Here is a 16708-nt window from a genome sequence, read left to right on the forward strand (position 1 = left end):
CCTGCCCGTCTCGCGGTCACTTATCGCGCCTTTTGGGGAGGGGGATGCGGTCGAGGTCGTGAACGACCGTGATCTCGCCGCCGAACGCGGCGGCGGCCTCCTCGGCGAAGCGGTCCTCCTCGTCGGCGGGGTAGCGCTCGGAGAAGTGGGTCAGGACGAGGTGGCGGACGCCGCCGTCGGCCGCGACGCGGCCCGCCTGCCCGGCGGTCAGGTGGCCGTACTCGGCGGCCAGGGCGGCGTCGCGGTTCAGGAAGGTGGACTCGATGACGAGCATGTCCGCGCCCGCCGCTAGGTCGGTGACGCCCGCGCAGAGCCGGGTGTCCATGACGAACGCGAAGACCTGGCCGGGGCGGCGGGCGCTGACCTCGTCCAGCGCGACGGTGCGTCCGCTCGGCGCGACGACCGCGCCGGTCTCCAGGAGCGTCCGGACGAGCGGGCCGGTCACGCCGGAGCGGGCCAGCTCGGCGGGGAGCATCCGCCGGCCGTCGGGTTCGGCGAGGCGGTAGCCGTAGGCCTCCACGGGGTGGGAGAGGCGCCGCGCGGTGAGGGTGAACGGCGCGGCGCCGGTGTCCAGGTCGACGCGGTCCCCGGTGAGCGGGTGCTCGGTGATCACGTCGGTGTCGCGGAAGAGGCTCGCGTGCCGCAGCCGCGACCAGTACTCGGCGCCGCTGCCCGGGAAGACCGCCCGGACGGGGTGCGGGACCTGGTCGCGCGCGATCCGCTGGACGATCCCGGGCACGCCGAGGCAGTGGTCGCCGTGGAAATGGGTCAGGCACAGCCAGTTCAGCTCGGTCGCGGACGCCCCGGCGCGGGTCATCTGGCGCTGCGTCCCCTCCCCCGGGTCGAACAGCAGGCCGTGCCCGTCCCACCGCAGGAGGTAGCCGTTGTGGTTGCGCCGCTTCGTCGGGACGGCGCTGGCCGACCCGAGCACCAAGAGATCACGCACGGTTCCATCATTCTGGGCCGCGCGCCCCGCCCGGACCGCCGGGGCGGCCCCGCCGCGCGGATGAGACGATGGGACGGACCGTTTGCGACGAAGGAGCCGCCTCCCATGCCCGCCGAACCCTCCGCGGTGAAGACGCCGCTGTACGACGTCCACCTGGGCCTTTCCGCCCAGCTCGTGGACTTCGCCGGTCATCTGATGCCGCTGCGGTACGCGTCGGAGACGGCCGAGCACCGCGCGGTCCGGACGGCGGCGGGCCTGTTCGACCTGTCCCACATGGGCGAGATCTTCGTCACCGGCGCCGAGGCCGCCGCCGCGCTGGACTACGCGCTGGTCGGGAACCTGTCGGCGCTGGCCGTCGGACGGGCGCGGTACACGATGCTGTGCGCGCACGACGGCGGCGTCCTGGACGACCTGATCGTCTACCGGCTGGCGGACGAGACGTTCCTCGTCGTCGCCAACGCCGCGAACCGGGCCGTCGTCGGGGCCGCGCTGACCGAGCGCGCCGCCGGGTTCGACGCGGCCGTCGAGGACCGCTCGGACGCCTACGCGCTGGTCGCGCTCCAGGGCCCGGACGCCGCCGTGCTCCTGGCCGCCGTCACCGACGTCCCGTTGGACGGCCTGCGCTACTACGCGATCCTCGCCGGGCGCGTCGGCGGCGTGGACGCCCTGATCGCCCGGACGGGCTACACCGGCGAGGACGGCTTCGAGCTGTTCGTCTCCGCGCGGGACGCCGTGGCCGTCTGGAAGACGTTCGAGGACAAGGCCACTCCGGCCGGCCTCGCGGCGCGCGACTCGCTCCGCCTCGAAGCGGGCATGCCGCTCTACGGCCACGAACTCACCGCCGAGACCAGCCCGTTCGACGCCAACCTCGGCCGCGTCGTCAAGCTCGACAAGCCCGGCGACTTCGTCGGGAAGGCGGCGCTGGCGGCGCAGGCCGCGACCCCGCCAGGCCGTAGGCTCGTGGGACTGGTCGCCCGCGGGCGCCGCGCGCCCCGCCAGGGGTACGCGGTCGTCACCGCCGACGGCACGCCGTGCGGCGTCGTGACCAGCGGCGCCCCGTCGCCCACCCTCGGCCGTCCGGTCGCGATGGCCTACCTTGACGGGGGCGTCGCCGAGGAGGGCCTCGCGGTGGACGTCCGGGGCCGTCCCGAGGCGGTCGACGTGGTCGCCCTGCCCTTCTACAAGCGTTCCTGACACGGGAGAGAGACAACGATCGTGAGCGTTCCGGAAGAGCTTCGCTACAGCGAAGAACACGAGTGGGTCGCGGGGCTCGACGGTGAGAGCGGCATCGTGACCGTCGGCATCACCGCCCACGCCGCCGACGCCCTCGGCGAGATCGTCTTCCTCGAACTGCAGCCCGCCGAGGGCGACACGGTGGAGGCCGGGGAGAGCTGCGGCGAGGTCGAGTCCACCAAGTCCGTCAGCGAGCTGTACTCGCCGGTCACCGGCGAGGTCACGGCGGTCAACGCGGCGGTGATCGACGAGCCGAAGGTCATCAACGACGACCCGTACGGCGAGGGCTGGATCTTCAAGGTGCGGATCGCCGACGAGCCGGGCGACCTCCTCGACGCCACGGCCTACGGCAAGCTCATCGAGGAGGACTGATGCACCTCTACGACTCCTTGGCCGACGCCGATCCGGAGATCGCGGCGGCCGTCGCGGCGGAGCTGAACCGGCAGCAGAGCACGCTGGAGATGATCGCGTCGGAGAACTTCGCGCCGTCGGCCGTGCTGGAGGCGCAGGGTTCGGTCCTGACGAACAAGTACGCCGAGGGGTACCCGGGCAAGCGGTACTACGGCGGCTGCGAGTTCGTGGACGTCGCCGAGCAGCTCGCGATCGACCGGGCGAAGGCGCTGTTCGGGGCCGAGCACGCGAACGTCCAGCCGCACTCGGGCGCGCAGGCGAACACGGCGGTGTACTTCGCGCTGCTGTCGCCGGGCGACACGATCCTCGGGCTGGACCTCGCGCACGGCGGGCACCTGACGCACGGGATGCGGCTGAACTACTCGGGCAAGATCCTGAACGTGGTGCCGTACCACGTCCGGGCCGAGGACGGCCTGGTCGACATGGACGAGGTCGCGGCGCTCGCCGCCGAGCACCGGCCGAAGATGATCGTCGCGGGCTGGTCGGCCTACCCCCGGCAGCTCGACTTCGCGCGGTTCCGCGAGATCGCCGACTCGGTGGGCGCGCTGCTCATGGTCGACATGGCGCACTTCGCGGGGCTGGTCGCGGCCGGGCTGCACCCTTCGCCCGTCCCGCACGCCGACATCGTCACGACGACGACGCACAAGACGCTGGGCGGCCCGCGCGGCGGCCTGATCCTCGCGAAGGAGGAGTACGGCAAGAAGATCAACTCGGCCGTGTTCCCGGGGATGCAGGGCGGTCCGCTGGAGCACGTCATCGCGGCGAAGGCTGTGGCGCTGAAGTTCGCGGCGTCGGAGGAGTTCCGGGAGCGGCAGCGCCGGACGGTCGAGGGCGCGCGGCTGCTGGCCGAGCGGCTGTCGGCCGCCGACACGGCCAAGGCGGGCGTGAAGGTGCTGACCGGCGGGACGGACGTCCACCTCGTCCTGGTCGACCTCGTGGACTCCGACCTCACCGGCCGCGACGCCGAGGACCTGCTGCACGGCATCGGCATCACGGTGAACCGGAACGCCGTTCCGAATGACCCCCGGCCGCCGATGGTGACGTCCGGGCTGCGCATCGGCACCCCCGCCCTCGCGACGCGCGGCTTCACCGCCGAGGACTTCGCCGAGGTCGCCGACGTGATCGCGCTCGCGCTCCAGCCGTCCCCCGACACCGATGCGCTGGCGGCGCGGGTACGCGCGCTGGCGGACAAGCACCCCCTGTATCCGGACCTGTAGGAACGGGGCGCCCCCCGTGCTCGCGCGCGGGGGGCGCCGCCACAAAGGAGTGGCGGCATGGCGATCAGTGTTTTCGACCTCTTCAAGATCGGTATCGGGCCGTCGTCGTCCCATACCGGAGGCCCGATGGCGGCGGCGTGCCGGTTCGCGACCGGGCTGCGCGACGACGGGCTGCTGGACCGGACGGCGAGCGTCCGGGCCGTCCTCTACGGCTCGCTCGGCCTGACGGGCAAGGGCCACGGCAGCGACAAGGCCGTCGCGCTCGGCCTGTCCGGGGAACTGCCCGCGACCGTGGACGTCGACCGCGTGGACGACCGGATGGCCGAGATCCGCGAAAGCGGCCGGCTCGCTCTGCTCGGCGCGGTGGACGTCCCGTTCGTCGTCGGCGACCACCTGGTGTTCGAGCGGAACGAGTCCCTGCCCGGCCACCCGAACGGGATGCGGTTCACCGCGTTCGGGGCGTCCGGCGAGGAACTGCGGTCGCGCGTCTACTACTCGGTCGGCGGCGGGTTCGTCGTGGACGAGGACGCGACGGGCGCGGCGCGGATCCGCCCCGACGAGACCCCGCTGCCCTACCCGTTCACCACGGCCGCCGAAATGCTCGCGCACTGCGCGGACACGGGCCTGTCGATCTCCGGCCTGATGCTGGCGAACGAGCGGGCGTTCGGCCGGACGGACGAGCAGATCCGCGCGGGCCTGCTGGAGCTGTGGGGTGTGATGCGGGCGTCCGTCGAACGCGGCTGCGCCCGCGAGGGCATCCTGCCCGGCGGCCTGAAGGTGCAGCGCCGCGCGCCGCGCCTGCACCGGACGCTGCTGGCCGAGGACGGCACCGACCCGCTGCGCGCGATGGACTGGGTGACGCTGTTCGCGCTCGCGGTGAACGAGGAGAACGCGGGCGGCGGCCGGATCGTGACGGCGCCGACGAACGGCGCGGCGGGGATCGTCCCGGCCGTCCTGCACTACCACGAGCGGTTCGTCCCGGGCGCGAGCGACGACGCGGTGGTCCGGTTCCTGCTGACGGCGGGCGCGATCGGCTCGCTGTTCAAGCAGAACGCGAGCATCTCGGGCGCGGAGGTCGGCTGCCAGGGCGAGGTCGGCTCGGCGTGCTCGATGGCGGCGGCGGGCCTGACCGAGGCGTTCGGCGGCACGCCCGCGCAGGTGGAGAACGCGGCGGAGATCGCCATCGAGCACAACCTGGGCCTCACCTGCGACCCGGTGGGCGGCCTGGTCCAGGTCCCGTGCATCGAGCGCAACGCGATCGGCGCGATCAAGGCGATCAGCGCGACGCGCCTGGCCCTGCGCGGCGACGGCCGCCACTTCGTCTCCCTCGACCGCGCCATCAAGACGCTCCGCGACACCGGCCGCGACATGCTCGACAAGTACAAGGAGACGAGCCGAGGCGGCCTAGCCGTCAACGTCATCGAGTGCTGACGATCCGCATCCGCCAGAAAACCATGTGTCACGGGCGACGCGATTAGGCATCATCGCGGCATGACACCGCGCAGCACCCGCATCCCCGACGAACTCGACGCCGAACTGGTCGCGCCGGCCGACGCCGAGCACGGGTCGTCGCGCGGTAGGCGACGACCCGCGCGCGGGCGGTCACTTGTGGGTCAGGCCCTGGAGGCAGGTCTTGGTGAAGGCGCGGTCGTTGACGATCTTGCCGCCGGACTTGGTGAACGCGGCCTTGATCGCCTTGCAGGCGCGGACGGCGTTGGGCTTGGAGCGGGCCCGGTTGTCCTTGCCGGCGGCCCGCAGGAACTCCGACCGGGTGATCTTGTGGCCGTCCTTGCGGACGGCGATCACGGTGTCGGCGGGCTGCGCGGCCGGGGCCTGCGCGGCCACGCGGTGGGCGGTGGCGTCCTTCGCCGATGCGTCGGAGGAGCATCCGGACGCCATCAGCAGGCATCCGGGCAGGACGGCGGCGGCGATGAGGCGCTTCATGGTTCTCCCAGGTCAAGGGCGGGGTACGGACGGCAAAACCGTAGGGGCGTGCGCCGCCGCATGACCCCGACCCGCGCCGAGCTTTACCTTTTCCAGGGCTCGGATCTTCCTCAGTTGGTGTTGAGCACCTCGGTCACCACCTCCTGCGCCTGCTCCTGGACGACCTTGAGATGGTCCGCGCCCCGGAACGACTCGGCGTAGATCTTGTAGACGTCCTCGGTCCCGGACGGGCGGGCCGCGAACCACGCCTGCTCCGTCGCGACCTTGAGCCCGCCGATCGGCGCGTCGTTGCCGGGGGCGCGGGTGAGGACGGCGGTGATCGGGTCGCCCGCGAGCGTGTCCAGCGGGACCTGCTCGGGCGACAGCCGCTTGAGCAGCGCCTTCTCGTCGGGCGTGGCGGGGGCGTCGAGCCGGGCGTAGGCGGGCTCGCCGTGCCGGGCGGTGAGGTCGCCGTACAGCTCGCTCGGGGAGCGGCCGGTGACGGCGGTGATCTCGGCGGCCAGCAGGGCGAGCAGCAGGCCGTCCTTGTCGGTCGTCCAGGCCGAGCCGTCGCGGCGCAGGAAGGACGCCCCGGCGCTCTCCTCGCCGCCGAAGCCGAGCGAGCCGTCCAGCAGGCCGGGGACGAACCACTTGAACCCGACCGGGACCTCGGTGAGCGGCCGGCCGAGCGCGGCGGCGACGCGGTCGATCATGCCGCTGCTGACGAGCGTCTTGCCGACCCCGGCGGACGCGGGCCAGTCCGGGCGGTGCGCGAAGAGGTAGGAGATCGCGGCGGCGAGGAAGTGGTTGGGGTTCATGAGCCCGGCGTCGGGCGTGACGATGCCGTGCCGGTCGGCGTCGGCGTCGTTGCCCGTCGCGACCGTGTACGCGGACCGCTTGTCGATCAGCGACGCCATCGCGTGCGGGGACGAGCAGTCCATGCGGATCCTGCCGTCCCAGTCCAGCGTCATGAACCGCCAGGTCGGGTCCACGTCGGGGTTGACGACGGTGAGGTCGAGCCCGTGCCGCTCGGCGATCGCGCCCCAGTAGGCGACGCTGGCGCCGCCGAGCGGGTCCGCGCCGATGCGCACGCCCGCGTCCCGGATCGCGGCGAGGTCCAGGACGGACGGCAGGTCGCCGACATAGGCGTCGAGGAAGTCGTACCGGCCGGCGCGGCGCAGGGCCTCGGCGTGCGGGACGCGCCGGACGCCGGTGAGTCCGCCCTCGATGATCGCGTTGGCCCGGTCCTGGATCCAGGTCGTGGCGTCGGTCCCGGCCGGGCCGCCGTTCGGCGGGTTGTACTTGAAGCCGCCGTCGCGGGGCGGGTTGTGCGAGGGGGTGACGACGACGCCGTCCGCGAGCCCGGACGTCCGGCCCCGGTTGCGGGTGAGGATGGCGTGCGAGACGGCCGGGGTGGGCGTGTAGCCGTCGCGCGCGTCGATGAGGACGGTCACGTCGTTGGCCGCGAACACCTCCAGCGCCGTCGCCTGCGCGGGCGCGGACAGGGCGTGGGTGTCGGCGCCGAGGAACAGCGGCCCGTCGGTGCCCTGCGCGGCGCGGTACTCGCAGATGGCCTGGCTGGTGGCGAGGATGTGAGTTTCGTTGAAGGCGGCGTCCAGGGCCGAGCCGCGGTGCCCGGACGTCCCGAACGCGACGCGCTGCGCCGGCTCGGACGGGTCGGGACGCAGCGTGTAGTAGGCCGTGACGAGGCGCGGCACGTCCACCAGGTCGGCCGGGGCCGCGGGCCGACCGGCGCGCGTGTCCACCATGTTCTCCTCCGTGCGGGTCGTCGGTCCGGACGGTCTACCCCCCGAATCGGGCGATCGCACCCGGGACGGCAGGGCGTGAGCGATCTCGCGCCGGGAAACGGCGGAAGGCCGTGGCGGTGCGAGCCACGGCCTTCGCCTTCCGGGCCGTCCCCCGGCCCCGTGGTGGAACTCCCTTCAACCGGACAGAGCGTTCTCTTCGGACTCTAAATCGGTCGCCCGATCGGGGCGATCAAACCCATCCCAAATACCGACAAAGCAGTCACAGCACCGTCCGGGTCTCCTCGCCGCCCACCAGCCGCAGCCGCACCACGGCGGGCAGCCTCTCGCGCTCCAGCGCCGACCGCAGCCGCACGATCGCCTCGCCGGTCACGCGGCGGCGCAGCGCGGCGAGGTCGGCGTCGCGCGCGTAGGCGACGGTCAGGAACAGCCGGGGCCGCCGCGACGAGCCGCCGATCCGCGCGCCGACGCCCCGCACGCCCGGATAGGCGGCGATCTCGTCCGACAGCGCGTCGGTGACGGCCTTGGCCGTGAGCCGCGTCGTCCCCCGCTCGGGCTCGGGCTCCATCGACAGCTCCGGCACGCGGTCCCGGCGGCCCTGGACGAGCAGCCACCACAGCCCGAGCAGCCCGGCGACGACGGCGGCGACGGCCACCGCCCACCAGAACCAGCCGTGCCCGGACGCGAACGTCCGCGTCCCCTGCGTCAGCACCGGAGCGCGTGAGCGCCCCGAACCGAACACGCCGGAACCGAGCGCCAGCCCGAGACCGCCCAGCACGAGCAGGACGACCCCGAGCAGCGCCAAGGCGAACCGGTTGAGACGCGCGCCGTGCCGGTCCATGATCACTCCTTCACGTCGATGCGGACCTTGACCTTGCGGCGCGGCACCGGCGCCAGCTCGTCCAGCCGGGACTGGACGGCGTCGTGCACGCGCGCCGCGAGGTCGTGCTCCCGGCGCAGCGGCGTCCGCGCCTTCAGGACGAGCCTGCGCCGCCGCACCCGCACCTTCTTCACCGCGCTGATCCCGTCCACCGACCGCGCCGCCGACGCCGCGGCGCCGCGCAGCCCGCCGCGCGTCACGCCGACGAGCAGGTCGGGGTCGCCGCCGTGCAGCGGGACGAGCCGGCACCGGCCGGGCACCAGCGCCGCCGCGAGCGCGCCGAGGCCCGCGAGCGCCACGACCGCGCTGATCGCGAGGACGGCCGCCGACGACCACGGCGTCCGCCGCAGCCACGACGCGACGCCCTCATACGGGACGATCTTCGCCGGGGCGCCCGCGAGCGCCGTCAGCGTCTCGATCGCGGTGAGCGCGCCGACGGCCGTCAGCAGCGTCGCGGCGATCAGCGCCGACCACGCGCGGCGCGTCCGGAACATGTGCCGGGCGCGCCGGTCCGCGCGGCCGAGGACGCGGGGCAGCCGCCCCGCCGAGGAGGCCGCCATCTACGCCACCCCCGCCGGTTCGCGCCGCCGCGCGGGCGGCGTCCGGTCCAGCGCGGACACGACGACGTCGACCTGCCGCACGCGGTGGCCGGTCGTGTCCTCGATCTCGCGCCGGACGCGGTCGCGGACGTCCCGCGCGATCAGCCGGACGGGCTCGGGGTAGACGACGGCGATCTCCACGCGCACCTCGGCGACGTGCCCCTGGACGTCCACCGACGCCTTCGCCGCGCGCCGTCCGCGCGGGACGCCGAGCAGCCGGACGTCCTGCTCCCCGGTCGCCTCGGCGCACCGCGCGGCGTGCTCGGCGAGCCGCACGAGGACGCGGTCGGCGATCACCGTGACGCCCCGCGCGGTCACTGCTTCCGCCCGAGCGACGACACCATCTCGCCGACGTCCAGCTCACCGGCGGCGATCCGGCCGCCGAGGAACCCGAGGACGCCGAGCAGCAGCACGACCAGGAACGCGCCGAATCCGCCGAACGCTCCGGCGAAGCCGACGGCCGTCCCCCACACCAGGCCCGCGACGGGCCAGAACTTGCGGTTCATGTTCCCTCCTCCGCGAGGTCGCCGACCAGCACGTGCACGGCCCGGTCCCCGGCGAGCGGGAGCGCGGCGGCGCGCACGTCGGCGGCGATGTCGGGCAGCCGGCGGGCGGGCCGGGCGACGATGCCGATCTCCACCGCGTCCGGCCGGACGGCGACGCCCCCGAGCGGCGGTCCCGCCTGGAACGTCACGATCCGTCCGCGCGGTCCGGCGGTGAGGTCCGCGACATCCGAGACCGTCCGCGCCCGCTCGGCGATCCGCCGGGCGAGGTCCGGGTCGGTCACCGGCCCTTGTCCTCGCCGGACCGGTCGTTCCCGCCCGCGTCGTCGTCCTCGCCGGGCAGGTGGATGTCGTCGACGGTGATGTTCACCTCGACCACCTCCAGGCCGGTCATGTGCTGGACCTGGTCCATGACGTTGTCGCGGACGGCCGACGAAAGGTCCGGGATCGCCGCGCCGTACTCCACGACGAGGTCGATGTCGATCGCGGCCTGCTTCTCCCCGACCTGCACCGACACGCCCTGGGACGCGTCGGAGCCGCCGCCGGGCAGCCGTTCGCGCACCGATCCGAACGTCCGGGCAATGCCCGCGCCCATCGCGTGGACGCCGCCGATCTCGCGGGCCGCCATCCCGGCCACCTTGGCGACGACGCCGTCCGCGATGGCCGTCCGGCCGTGCTCGCTGACGAGCGCGCCGTCCGCGTTGCGGTCGGTGTTCTTGTGCCCGGCGCCGTCGAGCGAGGCGCGGTCCGGCCGGGACGGCAGCGTGCCCGTCCCCGTTCCGCGTCCCGCCTGTCCGTTGTCCTGGTTCACGACTCATCCCCCCTGACGATGTCCCGTTGGTGCCTGCTCGCCGCCGCCGTCGCACAATCGCCGACCCAGGCAAAATTCGCTTTCAACGACAAAAAGGGCGGCGGGCCGGTGACGTCGCACGTCACCGGCCCGCCGCCCTGGCGCCCCGGAGCTACTCCTTGGAGCCGAACATGCCCTTCATCTTCTCCGCCGCGTCGCCGGCCTTCTTTTTGGCGTCATCCATCGCGCCCTGGGCCTTGGCGCTCATCTGGTCGCCCTTGCCCTCGCCTTCCAGCTCGCGGTCGCCGGTCGCCTTGCCGGCGCCCTCCTTGATCTTGCCCTGCGCCTGGTCAGCCTTGTTGCCGAGGTCACCCATCGTGATCCTCCCGATGCCGGGTGTCGATGTCCGAGCGATCACCTACCCGCCGCGCCCCGCCGAAACCTCGCCGGGCCGAGCCGGAACCGCACGACGGCGACGAGATCGGGCAGCTCGGCGTCCCGGCACCGCGCGATCGGCCCGTCCCCGAGCGCCGCGAGCAGCCCGCCGAGCGGCGTCCCGTCCGCGCACGCGACGGTCACCACCAGCCTCGGCGCGTGCCGCGTCCCGGTCAGCCGGACCTTGACGTCCCGCACGCCCGGCAACCGCAGCGCCTCGGCCCGCAGGGCCGCGACGGCGGGAACGTCCGGCCGGGCGCGGCGGCGCAGCAGCGCGGCCCGGCCGGCCCGCCACAGCCCGGTGGTCGCGGCGAGCGCGACGCCTTCGGCGGCGAGCGAGACGGCGGGCCAGAACCACCCGTGCCGCGCCGCGTACCGGACGACCGACGGATCCAGCACCGGCCGTCCCGCCGCCGGGGCCGCGCCCAGCCCCGCCTGCGCGGTGCCGTGCAGCCCGGCCAGGCTCGTCTCGACGGCGTCCGCGCCGAGCACGACCGCCCCGCACGCGAGCAGGACCCCGGCGGCGACGGCGACCCCCGTCCGCATTCACCGCCCCCCGCGCCGGACGTCCACGCGCACATCATGCGACAGCCCGAACCCCGCGAGCCGCGCCCGCACCGCCTCTTCCACCACCCGCGCCGACGCCGGGCGGACCTTCACCACCACGTGCGGGCGCGAGCGGCCGGGCAGGCGGACGCGGGCGCGTCCGGCGCCGGGGACGGCGCGGGCCGCGCGGGCCAGGGCGCGTCGCACGTCGCGCCGGGGGACGCCCCCGGCGAGGCGGCCGTCCTCGGTGCGGACGGGCAGCAGCCGCCACCGGCCCGGCACCCCGGCGAGCAGGAGAAGGGCGCCGGACGCCAGGAGCGCGTAGCCGGCGACGCCCACCGCGCGGTCGCCCCAGGACGTGCGGCGCAGCAGCGCCACGATGTCGTGCACCGGGAGCAGGTCGGCCGGACGCCCGGCGACCCGCGCGACGATCTCGGCCGTCACGGCCCACGCTGCGACCGTCAGCAGCGCCAGGAGGGCGAGGACCAGGGACGTGCGGTGCGGGCGGAACTCGCGCCGGGCGAGCCGCCGTGCGCGCTGCCGTCCGTCCAGGTCCGCGATCCACGCGGTGATCGGCGCGTCGTCCATCGACGCCCATGCTGCCGCACGCGGTCGCCGTGCGTCAGCGGAAGACGACCGTCCGCGTTCCGTTGAGCAGCACGCGGTGCTCGGCGTGCCAGCGGACGGCGCGGGCGAGCGCGAGCCGTTCCACGTCCCGGCCGACGGCGACGAGCGCGTCGGGGCCGTGCGCGTGGTCCACCCGCGCGACCTCCTGCTCGATGATCGGCCCTTCGTCCAGGTCGGCGGTGACGTAGTGGGCGGTCGCGCCGATGAGCTTCACGCCGCGCGTGTGCGCCTGGTGGTACGGGCGGGCGCCTTTAAAGCTCGGCAGGAACGAGTGGTGGATGTTGATGACGCGGCCGGGGAGCTTGGCGCAGAAGTCGTCGGACAGGATCTGCATATACCGGGCGAGGACGACGAGATCCGCGCCGTAATGTTCGACCAGCGTCAGTACCTCGGCCTCCTGCGCGGCCTTCGCGCCCTTCGTCACGGGCAGGTGGTGGTAGTCCACGCCGTAGGACTGGGTCAGCGGACGCAGGTCCGGGTGGTTGGACACGACCGCGACGATGTCCACGTCCAGCAGCCCGGACCGCTGCCGGTAGAGCAGGTCGTTGAGGCAGTGGTCGTCCCGCGACACCATGATCAGGACGCGTTCCCGGGCGGCGGCCGGGTACAGCCGGCACTCGCCGCCGAACTCCGCGCCGACGGCGGCGAACGCGGCGCGCAGTTCGTCCTCCCCGGCCGACCCGGACGAGAACTGGACGCGCAGGAAGAAGATCCCGGTGTCCCGGTCGCCGAACTGCTGGCTCTCCAGGATGTTGCAGTCCCGTCCGGCGAGCAGGCCGGACACGGCCGCCACGATCCCGGGACGGTCCGGACACGACAAGGTCACCACGTACTCGCTCACACCGGCAGCGTACCGACCGCCTGACGGGTGGTTTGACCTGGTCTTGACGGGCTAGATTCGCAACCATGCGTCGACTCCTCCTGATCCCGCTGGCGCTGGTCGCGGTGCTCGCCCTAGCGCTGACGGCCTGCGAGACCGAGAAGGAGGGCGGCGGGAAGCACGCGACGGGCACGCCGCCCGCGAGCGTGGACGGCATCTCCACCCGCGCCGGAACGCACAAGGAGAAGATCGACGTGGGGACGATCGCCCCCCGCGAGTACCTGATCCACATGCCGCCGAAGGTCGCCAAGAGCAAATGGCGGGGCGGACGGCTCGCCAAGCGGCTGCCGGTCGTCCTCGCCCTGCACGGCGGCTTCTCGACGATGGGCCAGATGCAGCGGCTGACGAACTTCGACTCCCTCGCCGACGAGCACGGGTTCATCGCCGTCTACCCGAACGGCTTCGCGACGACGTGGAACGCGGGCGACTGCTGCGGCGCCGCCAAGATCGGCCACGTGAACGACGTCGACTTCCTGAGCCGTCTCATCGACAAGCTGAACGGCACCGGGCTGGTGGATCCGAAGCGCGTCTTCGTCACCGGCTTCTCCAACGGCGCGGGCATGGCGTACCGGATGGCCTGCGAGGAAGCGGACAAGGTCGCCGCGATCGGCGTCGTGGAGGGCGCGCTGGTGACCAAGTGCGACCCGTCCCGTCCGGTGTCGGCGATGATCTTCCACGGGACGGCGGACGGCAACGTCCCGTTCAACGGCGGCGGGCGCCGCGACATCAACGACTCGCGCGGCTTCCCGCCGGTCAAGGACGCCGTGGACTTCTGGCGCCGGGTCGGGCATCTCGGCGCCACCGGTACCAAGGTCACCGCGCAGGCGTCGGGCGCCGACTGCGAGGCCACGAACAAGGGTTCGGGCGGCGTCCAGGTCACGTTCTGCAAGATCGACGGCGGCCGGCACCAGTGGCCGTCCGGCGCGAGCACCACGCTCTGGAACTTCTTCGCCACGCACGGACGTGACTGACGTCGCGATGTGAAGACTTCTCACGTTAAGGGGTTCTGTGGCACTGTGGCCGCATGAACCTCCGCGAGCGGTACGACGCCGCCACGGGCTCGCTCGAAGCTCCCTTCGCCGTCGTGGACCTGCCCGCCCTGCGCGCGAACGCCGCCGACCTCGTCCGGCGCGCGGCGGGCAAGCCGATCCGCGTGGCGAGCAAGTCCGTCCGCTGCCGCGCGCTGCTGGAGGAGGTCCTGGCGCTGGACGGCTTCGCGGGCGTCATGGCGTTCACGCTCCCCGAGGCGCTGTGGCTCGCCCGCGAGGGCACGAGCGACGACATCCTCCTCGCCTACCCCACCGCCGACCGGACGGCCCTCGCCGCGCTCGCCGCCGACGAGCACGCCGCCCGCACGATCACGGTGATGGTCGACGGCACCGACCACCTCGACCTCATCGAGGAGGCGGTCAAGGGCGCGACCGTCCGCGTCTGCCTGGACATCGACGCGTCCTACCGGGCGCTCGCCGGGCGGCTGCGCGTCGGCGCGCTCCGCTCCCCGCTGCACACCCCCGGCCAGGTCCGCGCGCTGGCCGCCGAGATCGGGCGCCGCGACGGCCTCCGGCTCGTCGGGCTGATGGCCTACGAGTCGCAGATCGCGGGCGTCGGGGACCGTCCGCCCGGCCGGGCCGCGCGCGGCCGGATGATCGCCGCGATGCAGCGCCGGTCCCGGCTGGAGCTGGCCCGGCGCCGCGCCGCGATCGTCGCCGCCGTGCGCGAGGTCGCCGACCTGGAGTTCGTCAACGGCGGCGGCACCGGCAGCGTGGAGAGCACCGCCGCCGAGCGGTCCGTCACCGAGGTCGCCGCCGGGTCCGGGCTGTACCACCCGCACCTGTTCGACTACTACTCCAACTTCCGGGGACGGCCCGCCGCCCTGTTCGCGCTCCCGGTCGTCCGGCGGCCCGGCCCCGGCGTCGTGACGTGCCTCGGCGGCGGCTACCTCGCGTCCGGGCCCGCCGACGCGCTGCGGCTCCCCCAGCCGTACCTGCCGACCGGGCTGTCCTACGACCGGAACGAAGGCGCGGGCGAGGTCCAGACGCCGCTGCTCGGCCCCGCCGCCGACCTGCTGGCCGTCGGCGACCGCGTCTGGTTCCGGCACACCAAGGCCGGTGAGCTGTGCGAACGGTTCGCCGAACTGCACCTGCTGGACGGCGGAGAGGTCGCCCGGACCGTGCCCACCTACCGGGGCGAGGGCCGGACGTTCCTCTGACGGGAATTCCGTCATACCGAGCGGCTAGGTTGGCCGGTATGAGCGACGCCCCTGTCATCAGCGTCCGCGGTGAGGCCGTCCTGGAGGCCGAGCCGGAGATCGCGCGGGTGACCGTCCACGTCCAGGCCCGCGAGCGCGAGCGGCGGGACGCGCTCGACCGGCTCGCCGAGCGCAACGAGCAGTGCCTCGCCCTCGTCCGGTCCTACGGCGACGCCGTGGAGCGGGTGGAGACCGGCGGGCTCTCGGTCACGCCGGAGATCCGCTACGGCAAGCGCAACGACGTCGCGGCCTACCGGGGCACGGCGGTCCTCAAGCTGACCGTGGCGGACTTCACCGTCCTCGCCGAACTGCTGCCGAGGCTGGCCGACCAGGAGCGCACGTCCGTCCACGGGCCCGACTGGGCGCTCCGGGAGGACAGCGAGGTCCACGCCCGCGCGGCGCGGGAGGCCGCGCTGCGGGCCGTGGAGCGTGCCCGCGGGTACGCCGACGCGCTCGGGACGCGGCTCACCGGCCTGGTCTCGCTCTCGGACGAGTCGACGCAGGACCCCGGCTACGGGTTCGCCCCGATGGCCGCCGCCGCGCGGGGCGGCGCGGACGGCGAGCCGGAGCCGATCGTGGTCGAGCCGCAGGTCCAGACCGTCCGGGCCGCCGTGCTGGCCCGGTTCACCGCGACCCCGCCCGAGCTGTGACGACCCCCGAGCCGTGCGCCGGCCCCCGGCCGGACGGCCCGGCGGGCGACACCGGCGCGCTGGACGTGTTCCTCACCGGCCGCGTCTTCATGGACATGATCTTCACCGGGCTGCCCCGCCTCCCCCTGCCCGGCACCGAGCTGATCACCGACGGGCTCGGCTCGGCGCCCGGCGGCGTCGCGAACATCGCCGTCGCGATGAGCCGGCTCGGCCTGCGCACCGGCCTCGCCGCCCCGTTCGGCGACGACCTGTTCGGCTCCTACCTCTGGCGGACGCTCGCCGAGCAGGAGCAGGTCGACCTCGGCTGGTCGCGGCGCGTCCCCGGCTGGCCGACTCCGGTCACGGTGTCGCTCGCGCACGCCGCCGACCGCAGCATGATCACCTACCAGCGCCCGCTGCCCGCCGGCGGCGAGCTGTTCGCCGACGCCCCCGCCGCCGCGACGTGCTTCGTGGACATCGGCCGTCCGCTCCCGGCCTGGGCGCTGGCGCTGCGCGCCGCGGGCACGCGGGTGTTCGCCGACGTCGGCTGGGACCCGACCGAGACGTGGTCCACCGACGTCCTGGACCGCCTGTCCGACGTGGACGTGTTCCTCCCGAACGCCGTCGAGGCGATGGCCTACACCCGCACCGCGACGCCGGAGAAGGCTCTGGACGCCCTCGCCGAACGCGTCCCGGTCGTCGTCGTGAAGCTCGGCGAGCGCGGCGCCGTCGCGGTCGACCGGACGACCGGGGAACGCGCCGCCGCGCCCGCGCTGCCCGTCCGCGCCCTGGACCCGACCGGCGCGGGCGACGTGTTCGCCGCCGGGTTCGTCTACGGGACGCTCGCGGGGTTCCCGCTGGAGCGGCGGCTGCGCTTCGCCAACCTGTGCGCGGGTCTGTCGGTGCGGCACCACAGCGGCTCGCTCGGGGCGCCCTGCTGGAGCGAGATCGCCGCGTTCGGGGAGTCCGCCGACATCCCGGCCGCGACGCTGGCCGAGTACGCGTTCGTCGTCCCGCACATCCCGGCGGCGGGCCGTCCGGCCTACCGCGCCGAACCCACGCTGCGCTGAGAGGA

At 74.1% G+C, this 16708-nt stretch carries 21 protein-coding genes; 8 read left to right on the top strand and 13 right to left on the bottom strand.

The genetic code is table 11. The features are described 5' to 3' along the window. Positions 1-16: 16 nt before the first annotated feature. A complete protein-coding gene (locus tag BTM25_RS18820) occupies positions 17-946 on the bottom strand; it encodes a ribonuclease Z (protein WP_235828479.1) in 930 nt (309 codons plus the stop codon). A gap of 105 nt (positions 947-1051) precedes the next feature. On the opposite strand from BTM25_RS18820, the gene gcvT reads away from it, so the two are divergent. Genes gcvT through BTM25_RS18840 form a run of 4 tightly spaced genes read left to right on the top strand, consistent with a single transcriptional unit; the run spans position 1052 to position 5238 of the window. After that, on the top strand, positions 1052-2140 hold the full coding sequence (gene gcvT / locus BTM25_RS18825) for a glycine cleavage system aminomethyltransferase GcvT (protein WP_103564160.1): 1089 nt from the start codon (positions 1052-1054) through the stop codon (positions 2138-2140). 21 nt (positions 2141-2161) lie between these two features. Then, a complete protein-coding gene (gene gcvH, locus BTM25_RS18830; RefSeq protein WP_103564161.1) occupies positions 2162-2551 on the top strand; it encodes a glycine cleavage system protein GcvH in 390 nt (129 codons plus the stop codon). Further along, on the top strand, positions 2551-3807 hold the full coding sequence (locus tag BTM25_RS18835) for a serine hydroxymethyltransferase (protein ID WP_103564162.1): 1257 nt from the start codon (positions 2551-2553) through the stop codon (positions 3805-3807). The genes gcvH and BTM25_RS18835 overlap by 1 nt, the downstream gene beginning before the upstream one ends. A 57-nt stretch (positions 3808-3864) precedes the next feature. Further along, the gene (locus tag BTM25_RS18840; RefSeq protein WP_103564163.1) at positions 3865-5238 is read left to right on the top strand and encodes an L-serine ammonia-lyase; all 1374 of its coding nucleotides are present in this window, start codon (positions 3865-3867) and stop codon (positions 5236-5238) included. A 171-nt stretch (positions 5239-5409) separates the two neighbouring features. Here the strand turns inward: BTM25_RS18840 and BTM25_RS18845 are convergent, their stop codons facing one another. The 12 genes from BTM25_RS18845 to purU all read right to left on the bottom strand — a co-directional run bounded on the left by BTM25_RS18845 (position 5410) and on the right by purU (position 12717). Beyond that, positions 5410-5751, bottom strand: coding sequence for a hypothetical protein (locus BTM25_RS18845; RefSeq protein ID WP_103564164.1), 342 nt, complete (start codon positions 5749-5751; stop codon positions 5410-5412). A 110-nt stretch (positions 5752-5861) separates the two neighbouring features. After that, positions 5862-7499 carry a phosphoglucomutase (alpha-D-glucose-1,6-bisphosphate-dependent) gene (pgm, locus tag BTM25_RS18850; RefSeq protein WP_103564165.1) on the bottom strand — a complete coding sequence of 546 codons (1638 nt, stop codon included), beginning with the start codon at positions 7497-7499 and terminating at the stop codon, positions 5862-5864. Between the two features lie 259 nt (positions 7500-7758). Continuing rightward, entirely contained in the window at positions 7759-8337 is a 579-nt protein-coding gene (locus BTM25_RS18855) for an alkaline shock response membrane anchor protein AmaP (protein ID WP_103564166.1), read from the bottom strand. Positions 8338-8339: 2 nt separating this feature from the next. Further along, positions 8340-8936: a DUF6286 domain-containing protein gene (locus BTM25_RS18860; protein WP_103564167.1), complete on the bottom strand. Its 597-nt coding sequence runs from the start codon at positions 8934-8936 to the stop codon at positions 8340-8342. Further along, positions 8937-9293, bottom strand: coding sequence for an Asp23/Gls24 family envelope stress response protein (locus tag BTM25_RS18865; protein ID WP_103564168.1), 357 nt, complete (start codon positions 9291-9293; stop codon positions 8937-8939). It lies immediately after the preceding gene. Then, entirely contained in the window at positions 9290-9481 is a 192-nt protein-coding gene (locus BTM25_RS18870; RefSeq protein WP_103564169.1) for a hypothetical protein, read from the bottom strand. Before BTM25_RS18870 ends, BTM25_RS18865 begins: the two co-directional genes overlap by 4 nt. Then, positions 9478-9762, bottom strand: a complete 285-nt coding sequence (locus tag BTM25_RS18875; protein ID WP_103564170.1) for a hypothetical protein — start codon at positions 9760-9762, stop codon at positions 9478-9480. Before BTM25_RS18875 ends, BTM25_RS18870 begins: the two co-directional genes overlap by 4 nt. Beyond that, a complete protein-coding gene (locus tag BTM25_RS18880) occupies positions 9759-10289 on the bottom strand; it encodes an Asp23/Gls24 family envelope stress response protein (RefSeq protein WP_205648146.1) in 531 nt (176 codons plus the stop codon). Before BTM25_RS18880 ends, BTM25_RS18875 begins: the two co-directional genes overlap by 4 nt. Positions 10290-10440: 151 nt before the next feature. After that, positions 10441-10644, bottom strand: coding sequence for a CsbD family protein (locus BTM25_RS18885; protein WP_103564171.1), 204 nt, complete (start codon positions 10642-10644; stop codon positions 10441-10443). Positions 10645-10682: 38 nt separating this feature from the next. Then, positions 10683-11249, bottom strand: coding sequence for a hypothetical protein (locus BTM25_RS18890; protein ID WP_103564172.1), 567 nt, complete (start codon positions 11247-11249; stop codon positions 10683-10685). After that, positions 11250-11837 carry a DUF6286 domain-containing protein gene (locus BTM25_RS18895; RefSeq protein ID WP_103564173.1) on the bottom strand — a complete coding sequence of 196 codons (588 nt, stop codon included), beginning with the start codon at positions 11835-11837 and terminating at the stop codon, positions 11250-11252. Between the two features lie 34 nt (positions 11838-11871). Further along, complete coding sequence (gene purU / locus BTM25_RS18900) at positions 11872-12717, bottom strand: formyltetrahydrofolate deformylase (RefSeq protein ID WP_103564174.1); 846 nt, start codon at positions 12715-12717, stop codon at positions 11872-11874. Positions 12718-12782: 65 nt separating this feature from the next. On the opposite strand from purU, the gene BTM25_RS18905 reads away from it, so the two are divergent. Genes BTM25_RS18905 through BTM25_RS18920 form a run of 4 tightly spaced genes read left to right on the top strand, consistent with a single transcriptional unit; the run spans position 12783 to position 16703 of the window. Then, on the top strand, positions 12783-13727 hold the full coding sequence (locus tag BTM25_RS18905) for an alpha/beta hydrolase family esterase (RefSeq protein WP_103564175.1): 945 nt from the start codon (positions 12783-12785) through the stop codon (positions 13725-13727). A gap of 53 nt (positions 13728-13780) precedes the next feature. Continuing rightward, on the top strand, positions 13781-14965 hold the full coding sequence (locus BTM25_RS18910; RefSeq protein WP_103564176.1) for an amino acid deaminase/aldolase: 1185 nt from the start codon (positions 13781-13783) through the stop codon (positions 14963-14965). Between the two features lie 38 nt (positions 14966-15003). Further along, positions 15004-15654 (top strand): SIMPL domain-containing protein, encoded by a 651-nt coding sequence (locus tag BTM25_RS18915; protein ID WP_103564177.1) that lies wholly within the window; start codon positions 15004-15006, stop codon positions 15652-15654. Then, positions 15651-16703, top strand: a complete 1053-nt coding sequence (locus tag BTM25_RS18920; protein ID WP_235828480.1) for a carbohydrate kinase family protein — start codon at positions 15651-15653, stop codon at positions 16701-16703. The genes BTM25_RS18915 and BTM25_RS18920 overlap by 4 nt, the downstream gene beginning before the upstream one ends. Positions 16704-16708 lie beyond the last annotated feature (5 nt).

This window comes from Actinomadura rubteroloni, from assembly GCF_002911665.1.
GTDB lineage: Bacteria > Actinomycetota > Actinomycetes > Streptosporangiales > Streptosporangiaceae > Spirillospora > Spirillospora rubteroloni.